The organism is Paenibacillus sp. J22P277 (assembly GCF_059383675.1).
Genome location: NZ_JBXENS010000007.1, coordinates 268,074 through 293,290, shown reverse-complemented (window position 1 = coordinate 293,290; position 25,217 = coordinate 268,074). Strand labels below are relative to the sequence as shown.

Here is a 25,217-nt window from a genome sequence, read left to right as displayed (position 1 = left end):
GATCCTTTCGAATAAAGCGGATTATCCTGTATATCTGCCACAAGAAGTGCCTAAAAATGCCGAAATATCTCAGAGTGGTGTTGAGGAAAATGAGGTCGTGTAATAAAATAAGTGTATGAATAATGTCCTCGATGAAATTATCGATCTAATGAAAAGCGCAGGCACTCGGCCGCTTGAAACCGGAGTATCGGGGCTAACTATGATTAAGGGAGACATTCCCGCACATCAACTCGCAGCGCTCTACGAACCGATGATTGGCTTTACGGTTCAAGGAACGAAGATTCTTTCCATCGGGGAGCGCAGCACTGACCTGAAGGGGCCATCCTATTACGTGTTACCGGTACATGTTCCTGCAACGGCGAGCGTACATTCAGACCGTGATGGCCGTCCTTACATGTCCCTTGGTCTTAGGTTGAATCAGCATGTGTTTCAGAGTCTATTAAGAGATCTTCCTGAAAATCTAATCCTGCCTGCTTCTGAGCATTTCGCTGCTTGTGAAATAGACAGTGCATTCATGGAGGCATGGCTGCGCTTATTGCGATTATCGAAAACGCCAAGAGATATTCCGGCTCTTGCACCGGTTTATGAGCGCGAAATCCTTTATCGCGTGCTGATGGGGCCACAAGGATGGCATCTGAGGCAATTTGGCCTGCGGGAAAGCGATTTATCCAAGATTTCCCGCATTGTAACATGGTTTCGCGAAAATTTTATGAGGCCAATAGACATTGGTGAGATGGCGTCGAAATCTGGCATGGCTGTAAATACCTTTCACCGTCAGTTTAAGAGGGCAACTGGTTTAAGTCCTATTCAATTTCAAAAGCAATTAAGGCTTTTGGAGGCTAGAAACCTCATTGCGTTCGAGGGCTATTCCGTTGCCAGTGCCGCCTATCAGGTCGGCTATCAAAGTCCCTCACAGTTTAATCGAGAGTACGCCCGTTTTTTCGGTTCATCTCCAGCTCGGCACACGGAGAAATTAAGACGAATCGAAAGCACGAGGAATTAGATCATTGGCATCTTTTTTGTACAATTCACACCTGTAGAATGCTGTTCACGGTGAGTGATAGCGTACAATAAAAAGAACGCTCCCGCGCTTTCGCTTGGGCTACGTCCTTCTCATTATATTACATATCCAATCACCTATTACGTACGTTAAAAGCTGCCGATCCCCTAACCCAAAATACCGCGTAAAATCCACGATTCCAGCCTAAGACTTAATTTTACCTGAGGGGAAATGCGCTTCGTAGACGAGCAGCGCCCCCTCGTCGTCATCGGGCACCGCGTACAGCCGCAGTCCTTGATCCGCTTCCTCGAGGAACACCGGATTGCGGGTAATGACATGTCCATGCGGCGAAAACGCCGTGACTGGCACCCCGTGCAGCGCCTCCAGCGTATCCAGATCGATCAAGGCCAAGCCTCCCAGCTCGTAAGGCCCGGCATGGCCGCCCGCCGGATGCGGCGGCAGCTCGGAGATCCCGCTCGCGATCATCTTCCCGCCGCCCGCGTATTGGGCATCCTGATAATCCACGAAGTGGCTCGCGTTGTCCTTGGATCGCAGGAGCTCTCCCGCCCGGTTCCATTCATAGAACCTGCGCGAACCCCAGCTGTTCCCGATCAGCGTCCCGTTCCGGCCGTCATGAATCACGCCCCCGATATGATCGCGGACGCGAAACGCCGCCTCCGCGCGCATCGTCTTCGGATCCGCCTTGTACACGATCGATTCGCTATGCGGCCGGTATTCGGCGACCGGCACCCACAGATGCTCCCCGTCGAAATCAATCCCGCCCGGATGGTAGATATCCCCCTCACCCAGCTCCTTGTCCTCTACGAGCCTCCCTCGCCGATCGAAGACGAACAGATGCCCGGTTCCCCGGCCGGGCGAACGGTCATACCCGTTCTGCGGCGTATCGCAGCGAACCGGCCACTCGGTCAGCTCGACCGAGGACAGGTAGAACAGCTCACCGATGCGAACCATTCCTTGCGCGTGATGATTGTTGAATTGCAGATCGATCCTGTCTCGCAGTTCCCATCGCGTGCCGCGCGTAAGTCGCCGGAACGCGGCGATGAGCTGATTATCCATCGTGCTTATGTCCTCCCGAAGCGAAATGCAGGCGTCAACGGTCTGTCGTCGCGCCGACCTGCCTCCATTATAGATCGGGTTCGCGCGTTGTCCAACCGCCCGCCGTCGCCGAAGTATCGATACGTCCGCGATGTTCCCGGCGCTGCCCATAATTGTTCTAGACCAATTTCGAATCGCATTCGGCCGCGCGCGTCCAAGAAATCGCCGTTTTCCTTGTCATGGAGGCCTATCGTCCAGCTATAACCGGAAATTCATCTAGACCAATTAACCGAAGCTTAACCTGCCGTTAGCATTCTTCGCATGTTGATTTATTCCGGACTAACACTCGCGCCTTATGCTGATTACAGGTCGATCATCCTTGGTTGTGGCCACGGCAAAGGAGCAAATGGAACCCGTTATGACAAATCGTTATTCAGATATCTGTACCGTTCTCATCAAGGAAATCGATCAAGGACTCTTTCTTGAAGGCGAGAGATTGCCGACGGAGAGAGAGCTGTGCAGCCGGTTCGGCGTCAGCCGTGAAACGATCCGCAGATCGCTGAAGCAACTGATCGAGCTCGGGCGCATCCACGGCATTCAGGGCTCGGGCTATTACGTCCGCCGGCAGGGCCAGCATATGAAAAGCACCATCAACCGCTTCTCCAGCATCACCGAGCTGATCCGGAACGCCAATCTCACCGAAGGCGATCTGGAGGTTCAAATCTTCAAACGCAAGCCCGACGCGCAGGAGATTCAGCTGCTCGACCTGAGCAGCCAGGACGTCGTATTCGTCATCGACCGGATACGAACGGCCAACCGCGAGCCGGTGGTCTACTCCAAGAACATCCTGCCCCAAAGCATCGTCGGGGCCGATTTTCCGGAGAAATTCGAACCCGGCTCGCTGACGAAATGCTTGCATCAAAAGTACGGCATCGCGATTGCGGAGGCGCTGATGGAAATATGCGCCGTGACGGACGAGGACATGCTCCCATACCGTCTGAAGATGAGCAACTCCCCTCTGCTCAAATTCATTCAAGTCCATTACGACGCCAAGGGGGCGCCGGTGTTTCTCTCGTACGATTTCATGCGCAACGATATGATCCGGTTCTTCGTCAGGCGCACCTGAATGCCGCTTTACGGCTGTATGGCTTTATCGCCGTCGTTTCCGTTGGTCACCACTATTTTTCCTAAGGAGAATGCCACTTGAACAACAAGCCCGCGTTTCAATGGAAATACACCGCCGCCGCCGCTGCCGCGTTGACCCTGCTGCTGTCCGGCTGCGGGCAAGCGACGCAGAATACGGCGAACACCGACAATACGAAGCAAGTAGGCGCCAACCAGGATCCGAATGCCGCCTCCGACATCGACACGGGCGGTACCAAGGTGAACGTCGTCTCGGCGACGGGCGACGTGGAGGTCGTGCCGATCGACGTCATGACGCCGGATTCCTCCGCTCCCGCCCGGGCGAACAACTTCGTCAAAGCTGCCGATATGCTCAATGCCCAGCTGGAGAAGGAAAATTCCAAGCAGCGGGTGAAGGTCAACGCCATCGTCAAGCCGCTGGCAGACGAGGACTTCAAGCAGAATTTCATCTTCGCCTCCAAATCCGGCAATGCCTCCGATATCTATGCCACGACGTTCTCCAACATCGGGTGGATGGCAGACGGCGATTACCTGCTGAATCTGAACGGCATCGAGAAAGATCCGGTATTCGCGAACCAGATCCCCGGCTACTGGGACGCGGTGACCTGGGATAAGAGCATCTGGGGCGTCATTCAGGACACGGAAGCCCGCCCGGTCTATTACTGGAAGCCTGCGCTGAAGAAGCTTGGCTGGACGGACGAGCAGATCGCCTCGCTCCCGGACAAGGCCGAGAAGGGCGAATTCACGATCGACGACATGGACAAAATCGCCAAGGAAGCGGTCGATAAGAAAATCGTTCAGAACGGTTTCGTGCCAACCACCGGCCAGAGCGACTTGGCCCTCCTCTTCTACAGCCACGGCGTGGAAATGTACGACAAGGATAAAGCCGAATACATCCTCGATAAAGCGCATATGACGGATACGCTGAAATGGCTTAAAGGCCTGCTCGATTCCAAAGTCTTGACGACCTCAGCGCTCGGAGCGCCGAAGGACGACAACCTGAAGGCGATGATCAACGGCGAGACGATGTTCATGACCGCCGGCGTCTGGGACGAAGCGAAGTGGAGAACGCGCGGCATGGAGAAGACGCAGGGCAACGTGTCGACGGATTACATCATGCAAAATGTCGGTGCCATGCTGATGCCTCCGACGGAAAAAGGCGGCAAGCCCGTCACCGTATCCGGTCCGTGGACGTACGTCGTCAGCAAGAATACGAAGTATCCGGAGCTGGCCAAACGCTTGCTGACCTATGTAAGCGCACCTGAGCTGCAAAAGGAGCATGACGAACAAAGCTCGCATCTTCCGTTTACGAAGGAAGGCCAGGAGCTGATCAAGGACGATCCATGGCTGAGCGCCAACAGCTACTTGATCAACTACTCCAAATTTATTCCGAACGATCCCGACCAGCCGAAGTTCGGAAAAATTTACACGGACGCCATCAAGAACATCGCCGGCGGCAAAAGCCCCGAAGAAACCGTGAAGTTGATGGAAGAACAAATGAAACTCAATCTCGACAAATTTACGGTAAAGTGACGTGGACCGCATGAACGCGATGCATAACGATACCAAACCGCCATTCCCCCAGCAAAAAGCTGGGGGTTTGCGGGGCAAGCTGAAAGAACATGGCGCTTCGGGCTTGATGCTGAGCCCGTTCTTATTTAATCAATTCGTCCTGTTTGCCTTTACCGCCGTCATTGTCATCCTGATCGCCTTCACCTCCATGGACGCCGCGCTGCGCTGGGATTTCAGCGGACTGACGAATTTCCGCAAAGCCTTGATCGATCCCAAGGTCGGGCTCATCGTCGCCAATACGGTCTTGTTCGTCGTATCGACCTTGGTGATCCAGATCGGCTGGGGCTTCGTCATTGCAGTGACGACGACCCACTATGTTCGCAATCAAACGGTCGGCTCCGTGTTCAGAACGATCTGGCTGCTCCCCCGCGTATCGCCGGGCGTAGTCGAAGCGCTGCTCTGGACCTGGATTCTGAGCCCGAGTAAATATGGCGTATTGAATACGCTCATGCATGCGTGGTACGGCGCGGAGCCCGTGGCCTGGCTGGATAAATATCCGCTGCTGATCAACATTCTGCTGTCCGGGGTCATGGGCTCCACCCTGTCCATGATCGTCTTCTCCTCCGCGCTGCAGGCCGTGGACAAATCGTATTTCTACGTCGCCCGCGTGGACGGCGCGACCGAATGGAGCATGCTGTGGAAGCTGATCATCCCGTTCCTCCGCTGGCCGCTGACCTTTCTGGCCGTCTGGCAGGGACTCGGCCTGCTGACCAGCTATGAATCCATTCTGCTGCTGACCGACGGCGGGCCGGACAACCACTCGGAAACCTGGGCGCTGTATGCGTTCCATACGGCATTCTTCACGCTGGATTTCGGCTATGGCTCGGCCATCTCGCTGTTTATTCTGCCGATCATCGTCATTGCCATGGTCGTGTCGTACCGGTTGTTCGGCTTCCGCAAACTAATGGGAGGCGCCCGTTGACGGGCCGCGAAGGGAGGGAAGTGCATCATGCTTAGCAAAACGGTTGAAGCCGACACGCTGCCGGCTCGTCCGGTCCGATCGGCGAGCTATACGCCGCCAGCGCGCAGCGGCCGTCTCAAGGGATTGCCCAATCTATTGTCGATCGTACTCTTGACCGTCATAACCCTGCCGCTGCTGTTTATTTACGTCTGGCTCATTCTGATCTCGTTCGGCGACGAGATGGTAAACGGCATTCTGCCGCATGGATTCACCTTCCAGAACTGGAGCTTTCTCTGGTCGGAGCTCAGGGTCAACGGCATGGTTTACCCGAGCATCTGGGGCATATTCGGCAATACGCTCATCATCGCCGTCGGCTCCTCCGTGCTGGAGGTGTCCGCAGGCTTAATGGCGGGGTATGTCGTATCCCGCAGCAATTTCCCGGGAAGAAACGGGCTGCTGCATTCCACGATGCTCACCCATGCTTTCCCTGCCGTGACGTCGCTCATCGCCGCCTTCTATATCCTCAACGAGCTGGGGCTCATCAATACGCTCGGCGGCATCATTCTGCTCAAAGGCTTTGCCGGGCTCGGCATGTCGACCTGGATCATCAAGGGCTTCTTCGACGAGGTGCCCAAAGAGCTCGAATGGGCCTCCAGCGTGGACGGCAGCAGCCGGATCAAGACGTTCGTCGCGGTCTATCTGCCGCTCGTCTGGCCGGGCATCGTGGCGGTCTCCCTGTTCGCTTTCCTGAGCGGCTGGAGCGAGTATATCATGGTCTCGGTATTCCTGTTCGACGACAATATCAATACGCTCTCGCTGATCGTCCGAAGCCTGTTCTCGGAAACGTCCACGGCCAGCTACGGCGTCGTGATGGCGGTGGGCAGCTTCTACATGCTGCCGTGTCTGATTCTGTACTTCTTCTCCCAGCGCGCGCTGATGAGAATGAAAATGTAAAGGAGGCTTCGTCATGCGCATTGAACTGCAGCATGTGTCCAAACGCTACGATGCGGAAGCGCCGTCCGTCAAGGATTTGAGCCTATCGGTTCAGGACGGCGAGCTGATGACGATTCTCGGCCCGAGCGGCTGCGGCAAGTCCACCACGCTGCTCATGATCGCGGGCATCTTCCCGCCTTCGCAGGGCGATATCCTGTTCGACGGGCACCGCGTGAACAACGTGCTGCCGAAGGATCGGCGAATCGGCATGGTGTTCCAGAATTCCGCACTCTATCCGAATTTGAACGTTTCCAAAAACATACAGTTTCCTCTGAAAAATATGGGCGTCGGCCGCAAAGAGCGGATCGAGCGCTCCGAAGAAGCGGCGCGCATGGTGCAGATGAGCGATTATTTGCGCCGCAAGCCTAGCCAGCTTTCCGGCGGACAGCGCCAGCGCGTGGCCATCGCCCGCGCGGTCGTGAAGCGGCCGGGGCTGCTCCTGCTCGACGAGCCGCTGTCCAGCCTGGACGCCAACCTGCGGGGAAATATGCGCGAGGAAATCCGGCGGCTGCAGAAAGAGCTCGGCATTACGACCGTCATGGTGACGCATGATCAGGAAGAAGCGCTCTCCATGTCCGACAAAATCGCCGTGATGAACGCCGGCCAATTGCAGCAGATCGGAACGCCGCTGGAGCTGTACAACGCGCCGGCCAACTGGTTCGTCGCGAATTTCCTCGGCATGCCCGCAATGAACGACCTGGCTTGCACTTGGCGCACCGACGGCTGTCTGCTGATCACGGAGACCGGCCAGGCGATTCCCGTGAACGGCGGCTCCGGCTTCAGCGCGCTGCGTCAGGATCAACCGATGCGGCTTGCCTTTCGCCCCCATCAGGTTTCCTTGATTACGTCCGCCGACCAGTATCGGGACACCGATGTAAGAGGACGCGTCGCATCGGTTGAATTTACCGGAAGAGAACGGCTCGTCCATATCCGGATCGGCAATACGGCCATCAAGTTGTATGCCGATATGACCGAAGCGCTCGATGAACAACAAGAAATCGCTCTCCGGTTGAACGTCGATTATTATTTGTTCGACCGGGAATCGGGCGAGAACCTCCGGCTTTTCGCCGCGAGCGGTCAGCCGAGATCAAGCGAAACAGGAGATATGTCCTTTGTTAAACAAGCAGCCTACTCCCTCTAATCAACAGAGCACCCCGATCCGCTGGATCGTCTCCGATCTGGACGGTACGCTTCTGGATTCCAAACAACAAATTCCGCCCGAGCTCGTTCGGCGCATCGCCCGTTTCACGGAATCGGGCGGACGCTTCACGTTCGCGACGGGAAGAACATTAAGCGCGGCTCAACCGTTCATCTCGCTGCTTCATATCACTTCGCCCGTCATCCTGTTTAACGGCGCCCGCATCTACGATCCGGTCACGGGCGCGTATCTGTCGGAACATTATCTTGATTCTGCCTCGGTCCGCCATGTGATGCGCATGTACGAGGAGGCCGACAACGCCGGGCAGCTCGATCTGCTGCTGTTCCATCGGGAGGGCATCTTTAGCTTCAGCGAGGTGCTCTCCGAGCAAGTAAAAAAGCAAATGCATAAGGACGGAGTCGTGATCGAGACAGCTCCGCCGCAGTGGATGGATTCCGTCTCCGACAAAGTGACCAAGCTCATGCTGCTTGGACCCGAAGCGGACCTTATCCGCTTCCAGCAAGCCGCCGCCGCGGTTCCGCTGAACACCGTGCGCTCCGAAAGCGAGCTGCTGGAGGTGCTGCCTCCCGGAATCAACAAGAGCATCGCGTTATCGGCGATGATCCGGCTGCTCGATGCTGAAGCGGACGGCTTCGCCGTCGTAGGCGATAATTTGAACGATCTGGAGATGATCGGCTCTGTGCGTAACGGCTTTGCCGTCGCGAATGCCAATCCGGTCGTCAAGGCCGCCGCCGCGCATGTGCTCGCCCGCAGCAACGAGAAATCGGCGCTGCTCGACGTAATCGATTTCGTAGAGTCCACCTGGCCGCCGGGACACGGTTGGCCAAGCACGAAATAATACTAACGAATACTCAAGTTCAAGGAGATGCGACAATGATGATCAATAAAACCGATGCTGCGATTTTGCCCGACTATGTGCTGCCGCCGGGAACGATTTTCCCCAGCTCCGCTCCGCGCTACCCCAATATCTGGGTGCTGGTGCACGAGTCGCTGGCGCTAAGCTACCGCGCTGCGATTACGCTCGTGATGCAGCAGCTTGAAGCCTGCACCGACATGTACAACGACTTCGGCTATGCGCATTCGGCAGAGGGCTGCGACGCCTTCGCCCGCCGACGCGGCCTTCAGCCGGTGCGCCTCGGTCCGGACGGCTCCAGAAGCCACGATCACTGCGTGCATCTGCGGTTTTATTACGCGCCGCTGCACGCCGGCAATCCCGTCGAAACCTCGGAAGGCCGCTATTACCAAGTGGCCGCCAGCGTGCATTATGAGGTCGACCGTCCCAAGCAGTTCCATCCGTATATCGACGAATGTCCGTATTGCGGATGCACCGGCGAATACGAAGCCTATATGGGCGGCACCATTCGGGATAAGAACGAGAAGGTTCACGATCCGATCGGCGTGGAGCTGATTTTGCACGGCACTATCCGGGGCGAAGCTATCGTCGCTTTCGACGGGCTGAACCGTCTGGCCGACATGTACGACGTCCGCATGAACGAATACGTGCCGGGTCCGGATCGGGCCGACATCACGACCGCCAAGGTCGGCGTTGTTTTTCTAAGACCGCAACAATAATTGCTCCGCATCAAGCTGCAGGAATGGAGGATATCGATGAGTACGCTTCGTTATGGAATTATCGGGATCGGGAATATGGGCGCAGGACATATCAAGCTGCTGATGGCAGGCAAGATTAAAGGAGCCGTCCTGACGGCCGTATGCGACGTGTTCGAGTCCAAACGCGACTTGGCCCGCGCGCAGCTGCCGAACGTGCAGGTGTTCGAGGATGCGGCGGCGATGATCGATTCCGGTCTCGTGGATGCCGTCATCGTGGCTACGCCGCATTACGACCATCCGACGGAAGCGATTCGCGCTTTCGGCAGAGGCATGCATGTGCTGGTCGAGAAGCCGGCCGGCGTCTACGTCAAACAGGTACGCGAAATGAACGAGGCGGCCGCGAAGAGCGGCACCAAGTTCGGCATCGTCTATAATCAGCGGATGAACCCGCTCTATCGGAAGCTCCGCGACTTGGTCGCTTCCGGCGAGCTGGGGGAAATCCGCCGCACCAATTGGATCATTACCAACTGGTACCGCTCGCAGGCTTATTACAATTCCGGCACCTGGCGCGCGACCTGGGGCGGTGAGGGCGGCGGCGTCCTGATCAATCAATGTCCCCACCAGCTGGATCTGTGGCACTGGACCATCGGCATGATGCCCAAGCGGATTCGCGCTTTCTGCCAGATCGGCAAACACCGCGACATCGAGGTCGAGAATGAAGTGACCGCCTACGCGGAATACGCGAACGGCGCAACGGGCGTGTTCGTCACGTCGACGTCGGAAGCGCCGGGCACGAACCGGCTCGAAGTGTCGGGCGACCGCGGCAAGATCGTCATCGCGGACGAGAAAATGACCTTTTGGCGGCTGCGCGAATCGGAGCGCGATTTCAATGCGCGCAACACCCGCCCCTTCGGCGCGCCGGAGGTCTGGAAGATCGAGCTGCCCGATCAAGGGCCGAGCCCGGAGCATGCAGGTCTCGTACAGAATTTCACGGATGCGGTGTTGCACGGCGCTGAACTCGTCGCTCCCGGCGAAGAAGGGATCCATGGGCTTACCCTCTCCAACGCCATGCATCTGTCCACCTGGCTGGATGACTGGGTCGAGCTGCCCTTCGACGAGAATCTGCACAAGGCAGAGCTGGACAAACGTATCGCGGAATCCCGCTTTCAACCAAATCAAGCTTAGGAGTGTTTCCCATATGAAAAAGAACCAAATCGCCGCGCAGCTCTATACCGTGCGCAGCTTTACGAAAACCGCCGAGGATCTGGACGCAACGCTGCAAAAGATCAAGGCGATCGGTTACGATGCGGTACAAGTGTCGGGAATCGGTCCGATCGCGCCGGAGACCGTACTGGAAATGTGCCAGCGACACGGACTGACGATCTGCGCGACGCATGTTCCGTTTGACTGGCTCATGCAGGATTTGGACAATGTGATTAAGGTTCATCATTCGTGGGGTAGCCGTTATGTCGGCATCGGGTCGATGCCTCCGGCCTATCGTACCGGCCTCAGCGGCTATCAAGTGATGGCCCGGACGCTGTCCGAAATCGGCGCAAAGCTGTCGGCGGCAGGTCTTACGCTGATCTATCACAACCATAAGTTCGAATTCGAGAAAATGGCGGGCAAAACCGGTCTGGAATGGCTATTGGACGAGACGGACGCCGCGCATGTCGGCTTCGAGCTGGACCTGTTCTGGGTGCAAGCCGGAGGCGCTAATCCGGTGAACTGGGTTCGCAAGGTCGACGGACGGATGAAGGTCGTTCATCTGAAGGATATGGCGATCGTGAATGATACGAATACGTTCGCGGAGATCGGCGAGGGCAATCTGGACTGGCCGGCCATTCTGGAAGCCTGCCGCGAGACCGGCGTGGAGTGGTACGTGGTAGAGCAGGACGTATGCCCGGGAGATCCGTTCGACAGCTTGGCGATCAGCTATCGCGCGCTCAGCGACTGGGCCGATTAAGCGCCGTCCATTCGTCCTGAATGCAGGGATTGTCCCGAAAGCATTCAACCGACAAAGGAAACTGCCCGATGTGGGCGCAAAAGGACCTCGATTTCCACTGCAACGTGGAAGTCGAGGTCCTTTTCTCATCGCAATTCGTTTGTCATTCGGTCGAAAAAAATCTCGAATCGACTTTCGGGACAGCCCTTAGCCCCTGCGCGAGGTCCCGTTTCCGTGTTTCGTCAGATCACGGACTTCAGGCGCCGTCCGCGATAACCGGCATCACCGTCACTTGATCGACGGCGAGGCTGACGGACGCGCCGACGCTCTTGAGCGCAAACCCGATCCCGCCGCTCGTCAATGACGCATCGCCGAAGGTCGCGGCCTCGACTCCGTCGATGGTCAGCGTGAATTGGCTGCCGACCGCCGTCAGGTTGTAGAGGTGCTCCTCCGTCATATCGAAGCCCGGAATCGCGGCGCCGATGTCGATGGTCGCTCCGACCTGCGCGGGCGTCGAGGAATTCGGATACTTCCACATCTCGACGTTCTTCGTATCCTTGAACTCGAGGAAATAGTAGCTCGTCGAAGAGCTGTACCGGAACATCGTCCGGAAACGGTTGGAAGCCGCGTCGAACGACAGGCTGAAATCCTGCGTGCCGTACGGAAGCGCGCTCGACTTGACGACGGCCCGCTGCGGTCCCGTCAGCGTCGTGGATCCGGTTAGCTTGGCCGCGGCTCCGCTGCCCTGCGCCGTCCAGGCCGTGCTGCCGAAGAGGTCCCAATTGCCGAGTCCGGCGGCGAAGCTCTCTTGGAACAACGGCTGTACCGCTACCGTAACCGTGCAGGATGCCGTGAACGACCCGTCCGCCGTCGTCGCGGTGATGACTGCGGTGCCCGGACCGGCCCCCGTCACTTTGCCGGTCGCGTCGACGGACGCCACCGCCGGCGCGCTCGAGGTCCATGCGACGGTCTTGTTCGTCGCGTTCACCGGCTGGAAGTTCGCGATCAGGTTCGCGGATTGGCCGGCCGAGAGCGACAGCGACGCGCTGTTCAGAGCGACGCCCGTTACCGGTACCGGTCCGGTATCGTTGCTGCTCGTCACCGTCCAGTTCGCGAAATCATAGGCCAACTGCTCGCCGCCGCGCGTGGCCGTGAAGAGATCCGAATTCTGATCCTGCTGCAGCCACGGCGTGTCGAACAGCTTGAACGACGCGTAGTCGATCGGCGTGCCGTTGATTTTGTGCGTGCCGGCGTAGGAGCCGGAGGCCTGGTCGAACGTCAGGTCCATCGTGTCCCCGCCGAGGCTCGTGTAGACCAGGCGCGGGTTGGCTTCGTCGATGTGCGTGCTGTCGACCGACGTCGTCGTGAGCACCGCGTTCTTGAAGCTCGCGAAGTCCGCATAGTCCGAAGCGTCCGCCGTCTCCAGCACCCAGCCGTTCTTGTCCGCGCGGCTGCGCAAAATATTATAGTCGTTGTACAGGCTGGCCGTCGGATGCGTCGACGCGTTCGTCTTGACCTTGTTGCCCGGGTCGGTCGTCGACTGGTGGTACCAGGTATACGGCTTGATCATCTTGAATGCGAAATACATCGAACCCGTATCGTTGAACACCCAGCCGGACTGTTCCTGGCGCGTCGCGATCGAGCCGGTGTCCGGGAACAGGGCGTTCAAATAATTGTCGGTCGCGTTCGCGCCGCCGAGCGACTTGTAGACGGCGATCGCGGCGCTGCCGTCCTGCATGACGCGGTGACTCTCGGGCTGATCGTAGTTACCGATCGCGCTGCCGTTCTGGTCGGCGTTGACCCGGAACAGCGCGTCCGGCTGCGGCGACTGCCAGCGCAGGACGGCCTGCATGTTCTCGATCCAGTTGTCGACGCGGTTATACGTCACTTCCGTTGCGAGGCCCCACGCCGGCTTCACGAATGCCTGACGGTATACCTTCATGCCGCGCCCGCTCGAGTTCTGCAGGTTCGTCTTGCGCGACGAATAATCCTTGCTCGTGTCGCGGCCGATCTCGAGCGCCATGTCCGGCGGCGAATAGGTCATCGACGGCGCGACCACGAGGCCGATGTATTCCAGGAACGGCCGGTACGCTGCCGGCACGAGGCTATCGGATTCCCCGATGCCCTGCTGCGCCCGATTCTGGCCGAAATACATCCAGGACAAGGCGGAATGGTCCGCGCCCCGCCACGTCGGGCCGCTTGCCGAGCTGCCGTCGCCTTTGGAGCGGCTCGTCGACGACAGAATCGTGCCCGCGTCGTTGATCCAGTCGTTCGCCCATTCGAACCACATGACGTCCATGGCCATTTTGACCTTTTGCTTGAAATCCGGCTCGTCGGTATATTGGTAGATGGCGTTCAGGCAGAAATAGGTCATGAACGAATATTCCAGGCTCTCGTATTCCGCCCAGCCCTTGTGCACCCCGGCGTCGATCATGTTCTCGATGTTGGCGCGGTTGATGCTCTTCAGTTCGGCGCCGGATTTGCCGTTCAGGTCGACGACGTCCGGCAAATACTGACCGACGAGGTAGCCCGCCGCGTAGTTGCTCATCCGCAGGTTTTCGGTTTGCGGCAGCTGCGCGTAGGCGTACTGCGCGAAGTAGCTCTTGACGTGATTGATCATCGTCGGACTGAATTTGCTGCCGTCCAGCAGATAAGCGTACATTTTGGACACCGTCTTGTACTGCTCGGCGTCGTAGGTCTGGAACAAGGTGTCGAGCTTCTGAAGGTTGAGGGCCGTGTTCTGGTTGTCGTACAGCTGCGTGGTATATTGCGCGATATTGAGCGGTCCGCCTTCCTCGGACACGGTTTTGGCTTTGTTCCACAGCCACTCCCGTCTCGTCTCGACCGTGCCCGGATAAGGCGAATAGTCCGCGGAAGGCGGCGGAACCGCGCCGATGCTCACGTTGGAGAACGTCGCCGTGGTCAGACGATTGACGTCATGGCTCGTCAGCGCGAGACCGAAGTAGACCGTCTCCGGCAGGTTGACGGTTTCCCGCTTGACCAGCGTCCAGAGCGAGCCGTCCGCCGAGTCGTACGCCGTGATGACGTTGCCGACGCGCGTCAGCTTGACCCAATACGGCGCGGGCGCGACCGTGCCCGACGTCAACATCGAATTGCCGCCCTGCTGCAACCGGTCCTCGAACACGACGCCGTTCGCCGGAGAGACCGCCATCATCGCATGCGGCGACTGGCTCGTCATGTTCTGCCGGATCATGATGCCCGCCTTCGTCCAGGCCACGCCGTTCTGGATGCCCGAGACGCGCGCCACGATCTGGCCGTCTCCCTGCCATGGACGGTAGACGTAATGGAACGCATCGTCCGTGCCCCAGATGTCGGCGCCGGATGCCTGCACGCTGTACGTATCCGCTGCCGCGTCGTAGCTCGCGCCGCCCGCGATGCGCACGGTGCCGATGTCGAGGTCGCCGAACGGCGCCGGCAGGCCGCTATGCGACGGCGCCGTCGTCACGGCCGCTTCCGCGCTGAGCGCGGAAGAATTGCCCGCGGCGTCGCGCGCCTTGACCGTGTAGGCGTAGGCCGTATTCGGCGTCAAGCCGGTCACGGCGTAGCTCGTCGCGCTGCCCCCCGCCATCGCGATCAGCAGGCCGTTCTGATAGATATCGTAACGGGTCACCCCGACGTTATCGGTCGCGGCCGTCCAGGACATGCTTACGCCCGTGTCCGTCGCCGTCGCCGCGACGTTCGTCGGCACCGTCGGCGCTTCCGCGTCGATGACCGCGCCCGGCTTCAGCTCGTACACGGCCAGGTCGTCGACGACGATGGCTTCGTCCGTGCCGCCGGTATTGGCGCGCACGCTGAAGGACAGCCTGAAGGTCGTGATCTGCTTTTGCCCGCCGTTCGGCACGATGTGGAACTTGTAAGCGGGCAGATCGGCGTCGTTAACCGCTTTCAATTCATTCGGCACGGTATTCGTATACGCCGCGGTGCCCGTGATGCTCGTCGCCGCCCCCATCGGGAAACGCGGCACCGAATAATTGTCGTCGAACGGCGAGAACTCGATTTGCGCGTAGATGTCTTTGTTGACCGGACTCGTGCTGGCCGCGCTGCGCAGGAGCTTGTACTCCAGCACGAAATCCACGGGCGCGCTGCCGATCGGCATCCGGTAGATTTCATTGATCCGCGAAATCAGCGTTCCGCTCGTCTGGCGGTACGACACGCCGGTCGGCGTGCTCGCTCCCGCCGAAGCGTCGCGTATCTCGAGCGCGTTGTTGCCGCCAATTTGGACGATCTGCTGCGCGCCTCCGGATCCAGCCGTATCGAGCGTGAACGGACTCGTGCCGCCATCGAAGGTATTGTCCATGTCCGCCGCCAATAGATTGACCTTCGGCACTTCTTCCTCCCCCGAAGCATGCAGGACAGGCATGCTGCTAAATGCGAGCATGCCTGCAAGAAACCAGCTGACGATCCTCTTTTGCTTACCCCTTGCCATTTTTCTCGGCCTCCTCTTTGTTCCGGGCTCGTTCCCGGTTCCATGCTTGGCGGATCGACCCGCCAAGCATGCGTCCTTCATTAAATTCCCTCCTTGCGTCAGCCTTACGATTGTTCCGCGCCCCCATCCCATTCCTTCGCGCCTTTGAACAAGGCTTTCGCCTCGATGATAGCCGGACGGCTCGGGCGCCGTATAGTTTTAATACCGGAGACAGGTGCTGAAACGGCTGAACACCCGCCAATAACCCGGTGCTGAAAGCGGAAATGAGGTTCTGATTGCGGAAAACGCTTTCTTTGGAAAAAATTTTATTTCGATTAAAAAGAAAAAAGCCTGCCGCATGGCAAGCTCCGCTTCGCGATCTAATCGTCATTCACCTAAGATCCGCCACAGTCAACCACGCCGCAAGACGTCGTTCAGACAAACTGCAAGTACCCCCAGAGAAGCAAAACGGGAATAGCGGCAAGGAAACACGCGCCCGCAATCGCGTTCCTCCCACGCTTGTCTTCGCGGGTTTCCGTAAGCTCGTTTGCCCGTTGCCGATCACCCGATACGAGCGCCCCGCTTATAATAACGGTTATGATAATCAAACCAAGCCCCAGATAACCTGCTGCTTTTTGACTGAAGTCGCGATCGATAAGGAAAGAAAGCGCAGCGATAATCAAGGCGGCCAGAAGGCCGCAGCCGAGCGATATTTTGGCTACCTTCAACCCCATCCCCCTCCTTGCCCTTATAATAGCATACTAACGCTCTCGGAGGCCGTAAGGACGCTTTCGGATCGAGGTCTCGAACTTTGAAGACGAGTATCATCAAAAAAGTTTATTCTCTAACTGAACCTTTTTCCCTGCAGGAGCGAATTAACGGTTGTAACACGTTCAGGAGGGGCCTCTATGAATGATAAAGAATTACTTCCATGGCTTGAAAAAGCTACGTTGGGCGACGAGTCGGCCTTTCAGCTTGTCTATCAAGCGACTCACCAGGACGTCTATCGGACGGTTGCTTTTCTCGTCTGCGGAAAACAGGACATCGAGGACATCGTGAATGAAGTTTATTTGCGCATGTGGCGGTCGTTTCATACGTACGACTCGAGCCGGCCGTTCCGATTTTGGCTGCACGGGATCACAGTGCGTCAGGTCCAGGACTGGAAAAGAAAGGCTTGGCGGCGAATTCGCCTCTTTGAACGAAACCGCCGGATGACTCGCGAGCCGTTCGACTGGACGGACAGAACGGTTCTGCAGTCCGAAATGCAGCATGACCTGATCAGCCTCGTCCGTCAGTTGTCGTACAAACTGCGAGTGGTCGTCATCCTGCGTTATTTTCACGACTATACGCTGGAAGAAATCGCTGCCATGCTGCACATCCCCGTTGGCACAGTGAAATCCAGGCATCATCTGGCACTGAAAGAACTCCGAGCACGATTCAAAATGACGGGAGGTGACGCGTATGTCTATTGACAAGCAATTGCGCGAAGAGCTTCGCCAGGCAGCCGATTCGATGAACTGCCCTCCCGGCCTGTACGGGCGCGTCCGACAGTCCTATCGACGCTATGCAAACGAAAAGAGAGGTGGATCTCCCCTGAAAAAACGCATACTGGCAGGCATTGCGGCAGTAGCAATCCTTGTTCCGTCTGCCGCATTTGCCGCCTCTTATCTGGCCGATGATATTTTCGGTTCTTCTGCGACCATTGAACAGCACGGCGGTACGCAGGAGGATTATCAAGAGATCGAGGAAATGCTTCAGACCGCCAAAGGCAAGCTAACGGAAGACGAGTTCAAGGAGTATACGGTGCTGACTGAGCAGTTAATGCAATTAAAGCTAAAAATCACCGATGAAAATGGAGTCATGCATGAGGAGAAACTGACTAAGGAAGAACAGCAGCGCTTTACACAGCTCGCCTACAGGCTTGCCCCGTACTTCGAGAAAATTAACGGGGCCGCCAAACCGTAAGAAAATGAAGCAGGACCCGTCCGTCCGATGCGGACCGGGTCCCTTTCTCTTGTAGCAACGAGCTTTACAGCATAAGCTTTGCGGCTTGAATCTTATTGCCGCGTTCCCTTCTTTATAAACGCGGCAAAGGCCGCCAATTTCGGCAGCCCCGGCTTACAGTTATGCACTTGCAATGTTGGCAGTACGCGAATGTCGGAGCTTCTCTCCGGCCGCGACGCGCCGCCCTTACACGACCGAGACCGGCTGCTCCGCATAACGCCACCACAAAGCAGCGCCGACGCCGCCGGCGTCCTCGCCGAGCTGCGCCTGCTTGAATTCCACGCCGTCCACCAGGCCGGGGATGCCGTACTGCCGCACCGTTTCCCGCATCGGATCCAGCAGCAGCCGCCCGCTGCGGGAGACGCCGCCGCCGAGGATGACCAGCTTCGGGTTCATCAGATGGATCATCGAGATCATGCCGATGCCGAGCGCCGCGCCGGCTTTGGCGAGCTTATCCGCCGCGTACGCGCTGCCTTGCGAGGCGGCCGCGGCGACATGCTCGGCGGTCAGCCGTTCCGGGTCGCCGCCGGCCAGCCGCAAGATCGCTTCGCCGCCCGTTTCGCCGGCGGCGATCTCGTCCCGGACGATCCGGGCGATGGAATTGCCGGAGGCGTACAGCTCGATGCAGCCGCGGTTGCCGCAGGCGCACAGCGGTCCGTGGCGGTCGATGCTGATATGGCCCAGCTCCGCCGCGCTGTTGGAGGCGCCGAGCACCAGGCGGCCGCCGCTGATGATGCCGCCGCCGATACCCGTCGAGACGGTGACGAAGATCAGATCCTTCACGCCCGCGCCGGTTCCGGCCATCCACTCGCCTAGCGCGGCCGCGTTGGCGTCGTTGATCACCTGCACCGGACAGTCGAAGCGCGCGCGGAACATGCGGCCAAGCGGCACGTTCTCCCATCTCAGATTGGTAGCCAGCACCACGGTTCCCTGCCGCGGGTCCAGGATGCCCGCCACGGCAATGCCGATGCCCCAGATGGCGTAGGCGGACGGAGAAGCGAACGTCTCGGCCAGCAGCCGTCTCACCATCGCCTCCATCCGGTTGATCGTGTCCGCCGCCCCCCGCTCCGCCAGGGTTTCCTCCTTGGTCTTGGCGATCAGCCGCCCGCCCGCGTCCACGATGGCGGCAAGCATCTTCGTCCCGCCCAGATCGATGCCGATATAGATGATTTCCATAGCTTCGATACCTCTTTCCTGATGCAGCTTCAGCAGATGTCTGTAGGAATGTCCGCCCTTATTCCGATCGGCCCCGTTCAAGCGCCGCTTGCTTGATGCCGCGTATAACGTCCGGGTCGATCCACCCGGAAGCCGCCATATTCTTCCGGACGCCCCGACCGAAATGCACCTCGCTTACGCCCGTCCGCCGCAAGAAATCGGCCACGTTGCCCGGCGTCAGACCGCTCCCGGCCAGCAGCCGGACCGGCGTGCCCCGCAGCAGGCCGGATAATCGCGCAATCTCGTCCGCGGCCTCGACCGCGCTGGGCTTGCCGCCGGACGTCAGAATCCGGTTCACCTTCGGCAGGGTCAGCACGTCCGCCAGCGCTTCGTCCAGATCGCGCGCTTCGTCGAACGCCCGGTGAAACGTCACGTTCATCTCGCCCGCTTCCTCGAGCAGCGGCAGCAGCGCGGCCCGGTCTACCCGGCCTTCTGCGGTAAGCGCGCCGATGACGATCCCTGCCGCACCCGCAAGCCGGGCCTCCCGGATGTCCCGCCGCATGACGCGCAGATCGGATGCATCGTACGCGAACGAACGGCCGTGCGGCCGGATCATGACATGGACCGGGAGCGCGGAGAGAGACACGGCCTCCCCGATCAGCCCGATGCTCGGCGTCATGCCGCCTTCCTCGAGGCCGGTCACCAGCTCGATGCGGTCGGCTCCTCCCGCGGCGGCGCGAACGACGTCGTCCCCGCAAACGGCAATTACTTCAAGCAGCATGCCTGAGCTCGCCTCCCCATTCTAATGAATAACCCGTAGTATCAGCCCTTTACCGCCCCTTGGGACAGGCCGGCTACGATAAACCGTTGAATGAAAGCGAACAGGATCGCGACGGGAATCAAGGAAAGCACGCCCCCCGCGCTCATTTCGCCCCAGTTGATATCGAATTTCTGCACGAAGCTGTTGAGGCCGACCGGCACCGTCTTGACGGCTTCGCTGGTCGTGAACATGACGCCGAAGAACAGGTCGTTCCACGCCGCCGTGAAGGCGAACACGAACGTCGCGACGATGCCCGGCAGCATGATCGGCAGGATGATCCGCACGACCGTCGCCAGGCGGCCGCAGCCGTCGATCATCGCCGCTTCCTCCAGCGCGACGGGCACCCGTTGGAAGAAGCCCGATATCGTGATCAGACAGAACGGAATGTTGAGCGCCGTATACGTGATGATCAGCGCGGTCAGCGTATCGAGCAGCTCGAATTTCCCGAACACGATGAAGAGCGGAACGAGCATGACCATGACCGGCACCATCTGCGTCGCGAGAAACAGCAGCATGATCACGCCCTTGCCCCGGAACCGGTAACGCGCCAAGGCGTACCCGCCGAGAATCGATACGGCCAGCACCAGCAGGCCGCTCGAGATGCTGACGATGAAGCTGTTGGCGAAATATTTCGGGAAACTGGATGTCTGGAACGTCGTCGCGTAATTATCCCAGGTCAGATCCTTCGGCCAGAACGTCAGCTTCGCCCCGTAAATCTCCAACCTCGACTTCAGCGAGGTCACGAACATCCAGTAGAACGGCAGCAGCGTCCCGAGCAGGAACAACAGCAGCACGACGAACCTGGACAAGCCGGGCAGTTTCTTCTTCATAGTTAGCGGCATTATAGATCACCTGCTTCCCTGTATTTCGTGATGCGCAGGAAGACGATCGTATAGAGCGAGAGGAAGACCAGCATCAGTACGCCGAGCGCGGAAGCCTGTCCGTAATCGGCGGAATAGCCGATTTTGCTGAACACGTACGAGGGCAGATTGTCCGAGCTGTTCGCGGGACCGCCGCCGGTCATGATGTAGATCAGGTCCGCGGAGTTGAACACCCAGATGACCCGCAGCAGCAGCGTCAGCACGAGCGTGGGCTTGATGTACGGAATCGTGATCTTGAACAGCTGCTTGATCCGCCCCGCCCCGTCGATGTCGGCGGCTTCGTGAATCTCGTGGGGCACCGATTGCAGCGCCGCCAGAATCATGATGCCGAAGAACGGCACGCCGTACCAGATCATCGCGATAATGACCGGAATAATCGAGAGATGCGGAATCGCCAGGAATGCGACGGGCTTGTCGATCATCCCGAGCTGCAGCAGCAGATGGTTGATCAGCCCGTTTTGCTGGTTGAACATCCACTTGAAGATCATCCCGACCAGGAAGGCCGATACCGCCCACGGCAGGAAGACGATCGCCTGGTAGACGTTCTTGCCGCGGAACTTCTTGTTGAGCGCGAGCGCCAGGGCGAACCCGAGCACGAACTGCAAGCCCACCGTCGCGACCACCCAGAACAGCGTATTGAGCAGAATCCGCGGCAGGTTGGCGTCCTTGAGCAACGCCTTGAAGTTATCCAGCCCGGAGTAGCCGATATGGCTCGGATCGAACAGCACGTAATGCATGAACGCCAGCTGTACGGCTTTGACGATCGGATAAGCGAAAAACGCGAGCACGATCAGCATGGCCGGAAGGAGCAGCAGGTAAGGCTCCATTCTGCGAAGCAGCCACCTGTTCCTTCCGGAGGATCGCATGTTGTTGGACGCGGACATCTTCGTTCACCACCTTGCTGAGATGAAAAGGCGCATGGCCAAGATGGCTTGGCCATGCGCGCCCCGTGTTCGCCGCGGCCGAATTAAGGCTGCGGGTTGTCTTTCAAGTAAGCGGCCTGCTCGGTCGTAAGCCAATCGGCCAGATGTTTGACGGTCGTATCCAGATCTTGCGCGCCGGTCATGTACTTCTGCGTCTCCTGCACGGAGAACGTGCCCGTGAATTCGCCCAGGCGCGTCAGGTAGCTCGGAGGTCCGGCGAACACGATGTTGGAATCGGCCATGGAACCGGCGTAGCCCGCGATCGGACCGGTGCTGAAGAACGGATCCTTCAAGCTCTCCGCGTAGATCGGAATGCTCGTGTTCGCTTTGCTGTACGCCAGGTTGTTCTCCGGCGAGCTGAGGAATTCGATCAGCTTCCAGGCTTCGTCCTTATGCTTCGTGTTCGTGGACATGGCGTAGGCGGCCGTGAAGCCCCAGAAAATGTAACGTTTGCCGTCATCGGCTTTCGGCATCGGCACGACGTTCCACGTATCCGGCTGCATGTTCTTCTGCGCGACGGCGATGACCTCCGGCGTCTGGTTCAGAATCGCCGTTTGGCCGGTCGTGAAGCCCTGCACCATCTCGTTGAAGCCCCAGTTGACCGATTCCTTCGGCGATTCGCCGTCCAGATACAGGTCGTAGAATTTTTTGAAGGCCGCTTTGCCTTCCGGCGTGTAGAGAATCGACTTGCCGTCCTTATCGAACCAGCTGTCGGAATGCGTAGCCGCCATGACGTATTCCATAGCGCGGATGATGCCGTTCGCGCCGCCGCGGAACGAGATGCCGTATTGGCCTTTGCCGTCGTCGGTCAGCTTCTTGGCATAATCGAAATAATTGTCCCACGTCTCGATCGTCGCGGGCAGTCCTTTATCCTTGAACCAATCCGTGCGGATGAACAGCCCCTGCAGCAGGAAGGCATCCGGGATCGCGTACACTTCGTTCTTGTATTTGTTGCGGGCCTGCTTGGCCGCCTCGCTCAGGTTCGCGACTTGGTCCCATTTGTCGTAGAACGGCTGCAGGCTTTGGATATAACCCGCGGAAGCCATGCCCGCAAGCGAGGTATCGTCAATGCTGATGACGTCCGGAAGAATGCCGGCCACGCCCATCGTCATCCATTTGTTGTTCGCCTGATCCCACGGGACAGACGTGTATTCCACGGAGATGTTCGGATTCGCCGCCTCGAATTTCTTGAGCAGATCCTGAATGAAAGCCGTCCGTTCCGGACTCGGCAGCGGATCGAGGTACGAGAGCTCGACCTTCTCTTCGCTTGAACCCGCATTCGCGCCGGATCCCCCGTTCGCCGCGGAATCATCGCCTTTGTTCCCTCCGCAAGCCGTCAATACCGCCGACAGCAGCATGACCCCGACCATGCCCGACAACCATTTCTTTTTCCCCATTCTTTATCTCTCCTCTCCTATTGTCGCCGTCTCCGCGTGCCGGAAACGGCTGCTTACGTGATCTATGATAGATGCAGCGTAAATTCGGCTTGATTGCGTCCGACGACGCGCTTGTTGTCGTTGCGGATGTCGGCCGGCGCGAGCGCGTGCATCCGGTCGATCGTTGCTTGATCGTCGTAGCCGATCTGCTCCAGGATCGACGCCGCGATCAGCGGCCATTCGTCCTCGGAGCCGTCCAGCACCTTGTAGGCGAACGCGAGCCGTTCCTTCTTCAAGCCGAAGCAGTACACGCCTTTGGCGCCGCCCTTGGCCACGATGTTCGGATCGAGCAGCAGGCTGGAGCAGATCCGGTCCGTCCCGGCCACCATCTCGCTGTGCGCGTTCATCCGGCGGACGATGGTGACGACGGCTGCGCGGATCTCGTCATTGTCGATGAGATCCGGGCAGGCCAGCTTCAGGAACGCGGTCGCCAGCGCGTTCAGCGGCAGCGCGAAGACCGGGAAGCCGCAGCCGTCGGTGCCGAGACCGACCTGTTCGACCGGAATGCCGGCGAGATAGGCCAGCGTCTCCAGAATTTCGCGTTGGGCCGGATGATCCGGTTCTCCGTAGCTTTCCATGGGATAGCCCATCGCCTTGCACAGCGCCAGAATGCCGAGATGCTTGCCCGAGCAGTTATGGTAGATTGCCCGCTTCGGACGGTTGGCGCGAAGCAGGTCCTCCGTGGCGTATACGCTCAGCGGGTACGTGGGATGACAGATCAGCTGCTCCTCGGCGATGCCCGTCTTGCGCATGATCGATTCCAGCGCTTCGACGTGAAAAGGCTCCGCCCGGTGCGAACCGATCATGATCGCCCCCTCGGCATCGTTCAGCCCGAATGCCGCGTCCGCGCCGTGCCGGACCACCGGAATCGCTTGGAACGGCTTTCCGGCCGAGCGCAGGAACGATACCGCCCGCGGATCGCCGACCGCGTATTGAATCTCGCCTTTATCGTTCACGCCGCAGATATGGCCGACGTGCACGCATTCCTCGATGCCCCCGCGGTATTCCCTGACCAACGTTTCTTCCATGCCGCGTCCCTCCCGTTAATGTTGTTGAAGACCGTTTCCCAAGTACCGCTGCAGCGCCAGCTTGGCCGCGCCGATCATGATCGCGTGTTCGCCGAGCTGCGATCGGGTCAGCTGGAACGTGCCGACGAACGGTTCCCAGATGAATTCCTTCAGCTTGCCGCGCACGCGCTCGAGAATCTCGGGATCGATGTCGATAAAGCTCCCGGCCATGATGATCGTGTCCGGATTATACGTGCAGACGACGTTGTTGATCGTGATCGCGATATAGGTGCAGGCGCGGTCGATAATGTTGTCGGCCCAGGTCTCGCCGCTCTTCATCAGCGCGACCAGCTCCGCGATGCTTGCCACCGGCTTGATCTGACCGGCCTCCTGCAGCATCGCGAGGTCGGTGATGTACGTTTGGAGGCAGCCCCGCTTGCCGCATTCGCATAATTTGCCGTTCGGGTCGATGGTGGAGTGACCGATCTCGCCCGCGATATTATTGGCGCCCCGGTAGATCTTGCCTTCGATGACGATCGCCGATCCGACGCCGCTGCCGATGCTGATGAGCGCCGTCTTGCTATCGCCCGATATGGCGGCCGTGCCGCTCTCGCCGAGCGCCTTCACCTTCAGGTCGTTGTCCAGCACGACCGGCAGGCCGAGCTTCCCTGCCAACATCGGGGCGAAGGTTACGTTCGACCACCCCATCTGCGCGGAGAAGACCGCCGTGCCCGTCGCCGGATCCATGACGCCCGGCATGCCGACGCCGACGCCGATGAGCTTGGACATCTCCAAGCCCTGCTCGCCGGCCATGCCGGCGATAATGCCCGCGATCGTCTCGACGATGGATTCCGGCTGCGCGGAGGCGCGGTCCAGCTCGCGGTGATGCTGGGCGACGATATTGCCGTCGAGATCGATCAGGCCGATCCTCGCCACGTCCCGGTCGACCTCGACGCCGACCGACATGATCGAATGAATGTCGATGTCCAGCATCGTCGCCCGCCTTCCGACCCCGGACGAATATTGATCCGTTTCCCGGACCAGCCCGCCCTCGATGAGATCGCCGACGATTCTGCCGATGGCCGTGGCGCTCATGCCGGTCAGCTTGGACACCTCCGCCCGGGATACGGGACGGTGCTGACGGATCATCTCGAGCACGAGCAGCCGGTTCATATTCTTGATGTATTCCTGATCGTGTTTATTTGGAAGGATAGTTAACATCTCCTCTCCAATTAATAATTGGAAGTA

At 58.9% G+C, this 25,217-nt stretch carries 22 protein-coding genes; 12 read left to right on the top strand and 10 right to left on the bottom strand.

The features are described from left to right. The first annotated feature begins 115 nt into the window (after nt 1-115). Nucleotides 116-1,003, top strand: coding sequence for an AraC family transcriptional regulator (locus AC50YL_RS25235; RefSeq protein WP_494835613.1), 888 nt, complete (start codon nt 116-118; stop codon nt 1,001-1,003). Nucleotides 1,004-1,204: 201 nt separating this feature from the next. Here AC50YL_RS25235 and AC50YL_RS25230 read toward each other — a convergent pair whose 3' ends face one another. Then, nucleotides 1,205-2,077 (bottom strand): DUF6454 family protein, encoded by an 873-nt coding sequence (locus AC50YL_RS25230; RefSeq protein WP_494835612.1) that lies wholly within the window; start codon nt 2,075-2,077, stop codon nt 1,205-1,207. Nucleotides 2,078-2,474: 397 nt separating this feature from the next. Between AC50YL_RS25230 and AC50YL_RS25225 the strand changes: the two genes are divergently transcribed. From AC50YL_RS25225 to AC50YL_RS25185, 9 genes are all read left to right on the top strand, one after another. Next, complete coding sequence (locus AC50YL_RS25225; RefSeq protein WP_494835611.1) at nt 2,475-3,182, top strand: GntR family transcriptional regulator; 708 nt, start codon at nt 2,475-2,477, stop codon at nt 3,180-3,182. Nucleotides 3,183-3,259: 77 nt separating this feature from the next. After that, a complete protein-coding gene (locus tag AC50YL_RS25220) occupies nt 3,260-4,732 on the top strand; it encodes an extracellular solute-binding protein (protein WP_494835610.1) in 1,473 nt (490 codons plus the stop codon). A gap of 10 nt (nt 4,733-4,742) precedes the next feature. Beyond that, nucleotides 4,743-5,693 carry a carbohydrate ABC transporter permease gene (locus AC50YL_RS25215; protein ID WP_494835609.1) on the top strand — a complete coding sequence of 317 codons (951 nt, stop codon included), beginning with the start codon at nt 4,743-4,745 and terminating at the stop codon, nt 5,691-5,693. 27 nt (nt 5,694-5,720) lie between these two features. Continuing rightward, nucleotides 5,721-6,626 (top strand): carbohydrate ABC transporter permease, encoded by a 906-nt coding sequence (locus AC50YL_RS25210; protein WP_494835608.1) that lies wholly within the window; start codon nt 5,721-5,723, stop codon nt 6,624-6,626. A 13-nt stretch (nt 6,627-6,639) separates the two neighbouring features. After that, nucleotides 6,640-7,806 carry an ABC transporter ATP-binding protein gene (locus tag AC50YL_RS25205; protein WP_494835606.1) on the top strand — a complete coding sequence of 389 codons (1,167 nt, stop codon included), beginning with the start codon at nt 6,640-6,642 and terminating at the stop codon, nt 7,804-7,806. Then, a complete protein-coding gene (locus tag AC50YL_RS25200) occupies nt 7,778-8,662 on the top strand; it encodes an HAD family hydrolase (protein ID WP_494835605.1) in 885 nt (294 codons plus the stop codon). Before AC50YL_RS25205 ends, AC50YL_RS25200 begins: the two co-directional genes overlap by 29 nt. A 35-nt stretch (nt 8,663-8,697) precedes the next feature. Further along, on the top strand, nt 8,698-9,396 hold the full coding sequence (locus tag AC50YL_RS25195; RefSeq protein ID WP_494835604.1) for a hypothetical protein: 699 nt from the start codon (nt 8,698-8,700) through the stop codon (nt 9,394-9,396). A 36-nt stretch (nt 9,397-9,432) separates the two neighbouring features. Further along, entirely contained in the window at nt 9,433-10,560 is a 1,128-nt protein-coding gene (locus AC50YL_RS25190; RefSeq protein WP_494835602.1) for a Gfo/Idh/MocA family protein, read from the top strand. Nucleotides 10,561-10,573: 13 nt separating this feature from the next. Continuing rightward, complete coding sequence (locus tag AC50YL_RS25185) at nt 10,574-11,338, top strand: sugar phosphate isomerase/epimerase family protein (protein WP_494835600.1); 765 nt, start codon at nt 10,574-10,576, stop codon at nt 11,336-11,338. Nucleotides 11,339-11,573: 235 nt separating this feature from the next. On the opposite strand, the gene AC50YL_RS25180 is transcribed toward AC50YL_RS25185, so the two are convergent. Beyond that, nucleotides 11,574-15,764, bottom strand: coding sequence for an Ig-like domain-containing protein (locus AC50YL_RS25180; protein ID WP_494835599.1), 4,191 nt, complete (start codon nt 15,762-15,764; stop codon nt 11,574-11,576). 413 nt (nt 15,765-16,177) lie between these two features. After that, nucleotides 16,178-16,471: a DUF5316 domain-containing protein gene (locus tag AC50YL_RS25175; RefSeq protein WP_494835598.1), complete on the bottom strand. Its 294-nt coding sequence runs from the start codon at nt 16,469-16,471 to the stop codon at nt 16,178-16,180. A 180-nt stretch (nt 16,472-16,651) separates the two neighbouring features. Between AC50YL_RS25175 and AC50YL_RS25170 the strand changes: the two genes are divergently transcribed. Then, nucleotides 16,652-17,215, top strand: coding sequence for a sigma-70 family RNA polymerase sigma factor (locus AC50YL_RS25170; RefSeq protein WP_494835597.1), 564 nt, complete (start codon nt 16,652-16,654; stop codon nt 17,213-17,215). Then, complete coding sequence (locus AC50YL_RS25165; protein ID WP_494835596.1) at nt 17,205-17,708, top strand: DUF3600 domain-containing protein; 504 nt, start codon at nt 17,205-17,207, stop codon at nt 17,706-17,708. The genes AC50YL_RS25170 and AC50YL_RS25165 overlap by 11 nt, the downstream gene beginning before the upstream one ends. A 225-nt stretch (nt 17,709-17,933) precedes the next feature. On the opposite strand, the gene AC50YL_RS25160 is transcribed toward AC50YL_RS25165, so the two are convergent. The 7 genes from AC50YL_RS25160 to AC50YL_RS25130 all read right to left on the bottom strand — a co-directional run bounded on the left by AC50YL_RS25160 (nt 17,934) and on the right by AC50YL_RS25130 (nt 25,142). Continuing rightward, on the bottom strand, nt 17,934-18,923 hold the full coding sequence (locus tag AC50YL_RS25160) for an ROK family protein (RefSeq protein WP_494835594.1): 990 nt from the start codon (nt 18,921-18,923) through the stop codon (nt 17,934-17,936). 58 nt (nt 18,924-18,981) lie between these two features. Continuing rightward, on the bottom strand, nt 18,982-19,683 hold the full coding sequence (locus AC50YL_RS25155; protein ID WP_494835592.1) for a copper homeostasis protein CutC: 702 nt from the start codon (nt 19,681-19,683) through the stop codon (nt 18,982-18,984). Nucleotides 19,684-19,724: 41 nt separating this feature from the next. Then, nucleotides 19,725-20,564, bottom strand: coding sequence for a carbohydrate ABC transporter permease (locus AC50YL_RS25150; RefSeq protein ID WP_494835590.1), 840 nt, complete (start codon nt 20,562-20,564; stop codon nt 19,725-19,727). Then, nucleotides 20,564-21,430: a carbohydrate ABC transporter permease gene (locus tag AC50YL_RS25145; protein WP_494835589.1), complete on the bottom strand. Its 867-nt coding sequence runs from the start codon at nt 21,428-21,430 to the stop codon at nt 20,564-20,566. Before AC50YL_RS25145 ends, AC50YL_RS25150 begins: the two co-directional genes overlap by 1 nt. A gap of 140 nt (nt 21,431-21,570) precedes the next feature. Continuing rightward, complete coding sequence (locus AC50YL_RS25140; RefSeq protein WP_494835588.1) at nt 21,571-22,923, bottom strand: ABC transporter substrate-binding protein; 1,353 nt, start codon at nt 22,921-22,923, stop codon at nt 21,571-21,573. A 62-nt stretch (nt 22,924-22,985) separates the two neighbouring features. Beyond that, nucleotides 22,986-23,990 (bottom strand): asparaginase, encoded by a 1,005-nt coding sequence (locus AC50YL_RS25135; protein WP_494835587.1) that lies wholly within the window; start codon nt 23,988-23,990, stop codon nt 22,986-22,988. Nucleotides 23,991-24,005: 15 nt separating this feature from the next. Beyond that, nucleotides 24,006-25,142: an ROK family protein gene (locus AC50YL_RS25130; protein ID WP_494835585.1), complete on the bottom strand. Its 1,137-nt coding sequence runs from the start codon at nt 25,140-25,142 to the stop codon at nt 24,006-24,008. Nucleotides 25,143-25,217: the final 75 nt, after the last annotated feature.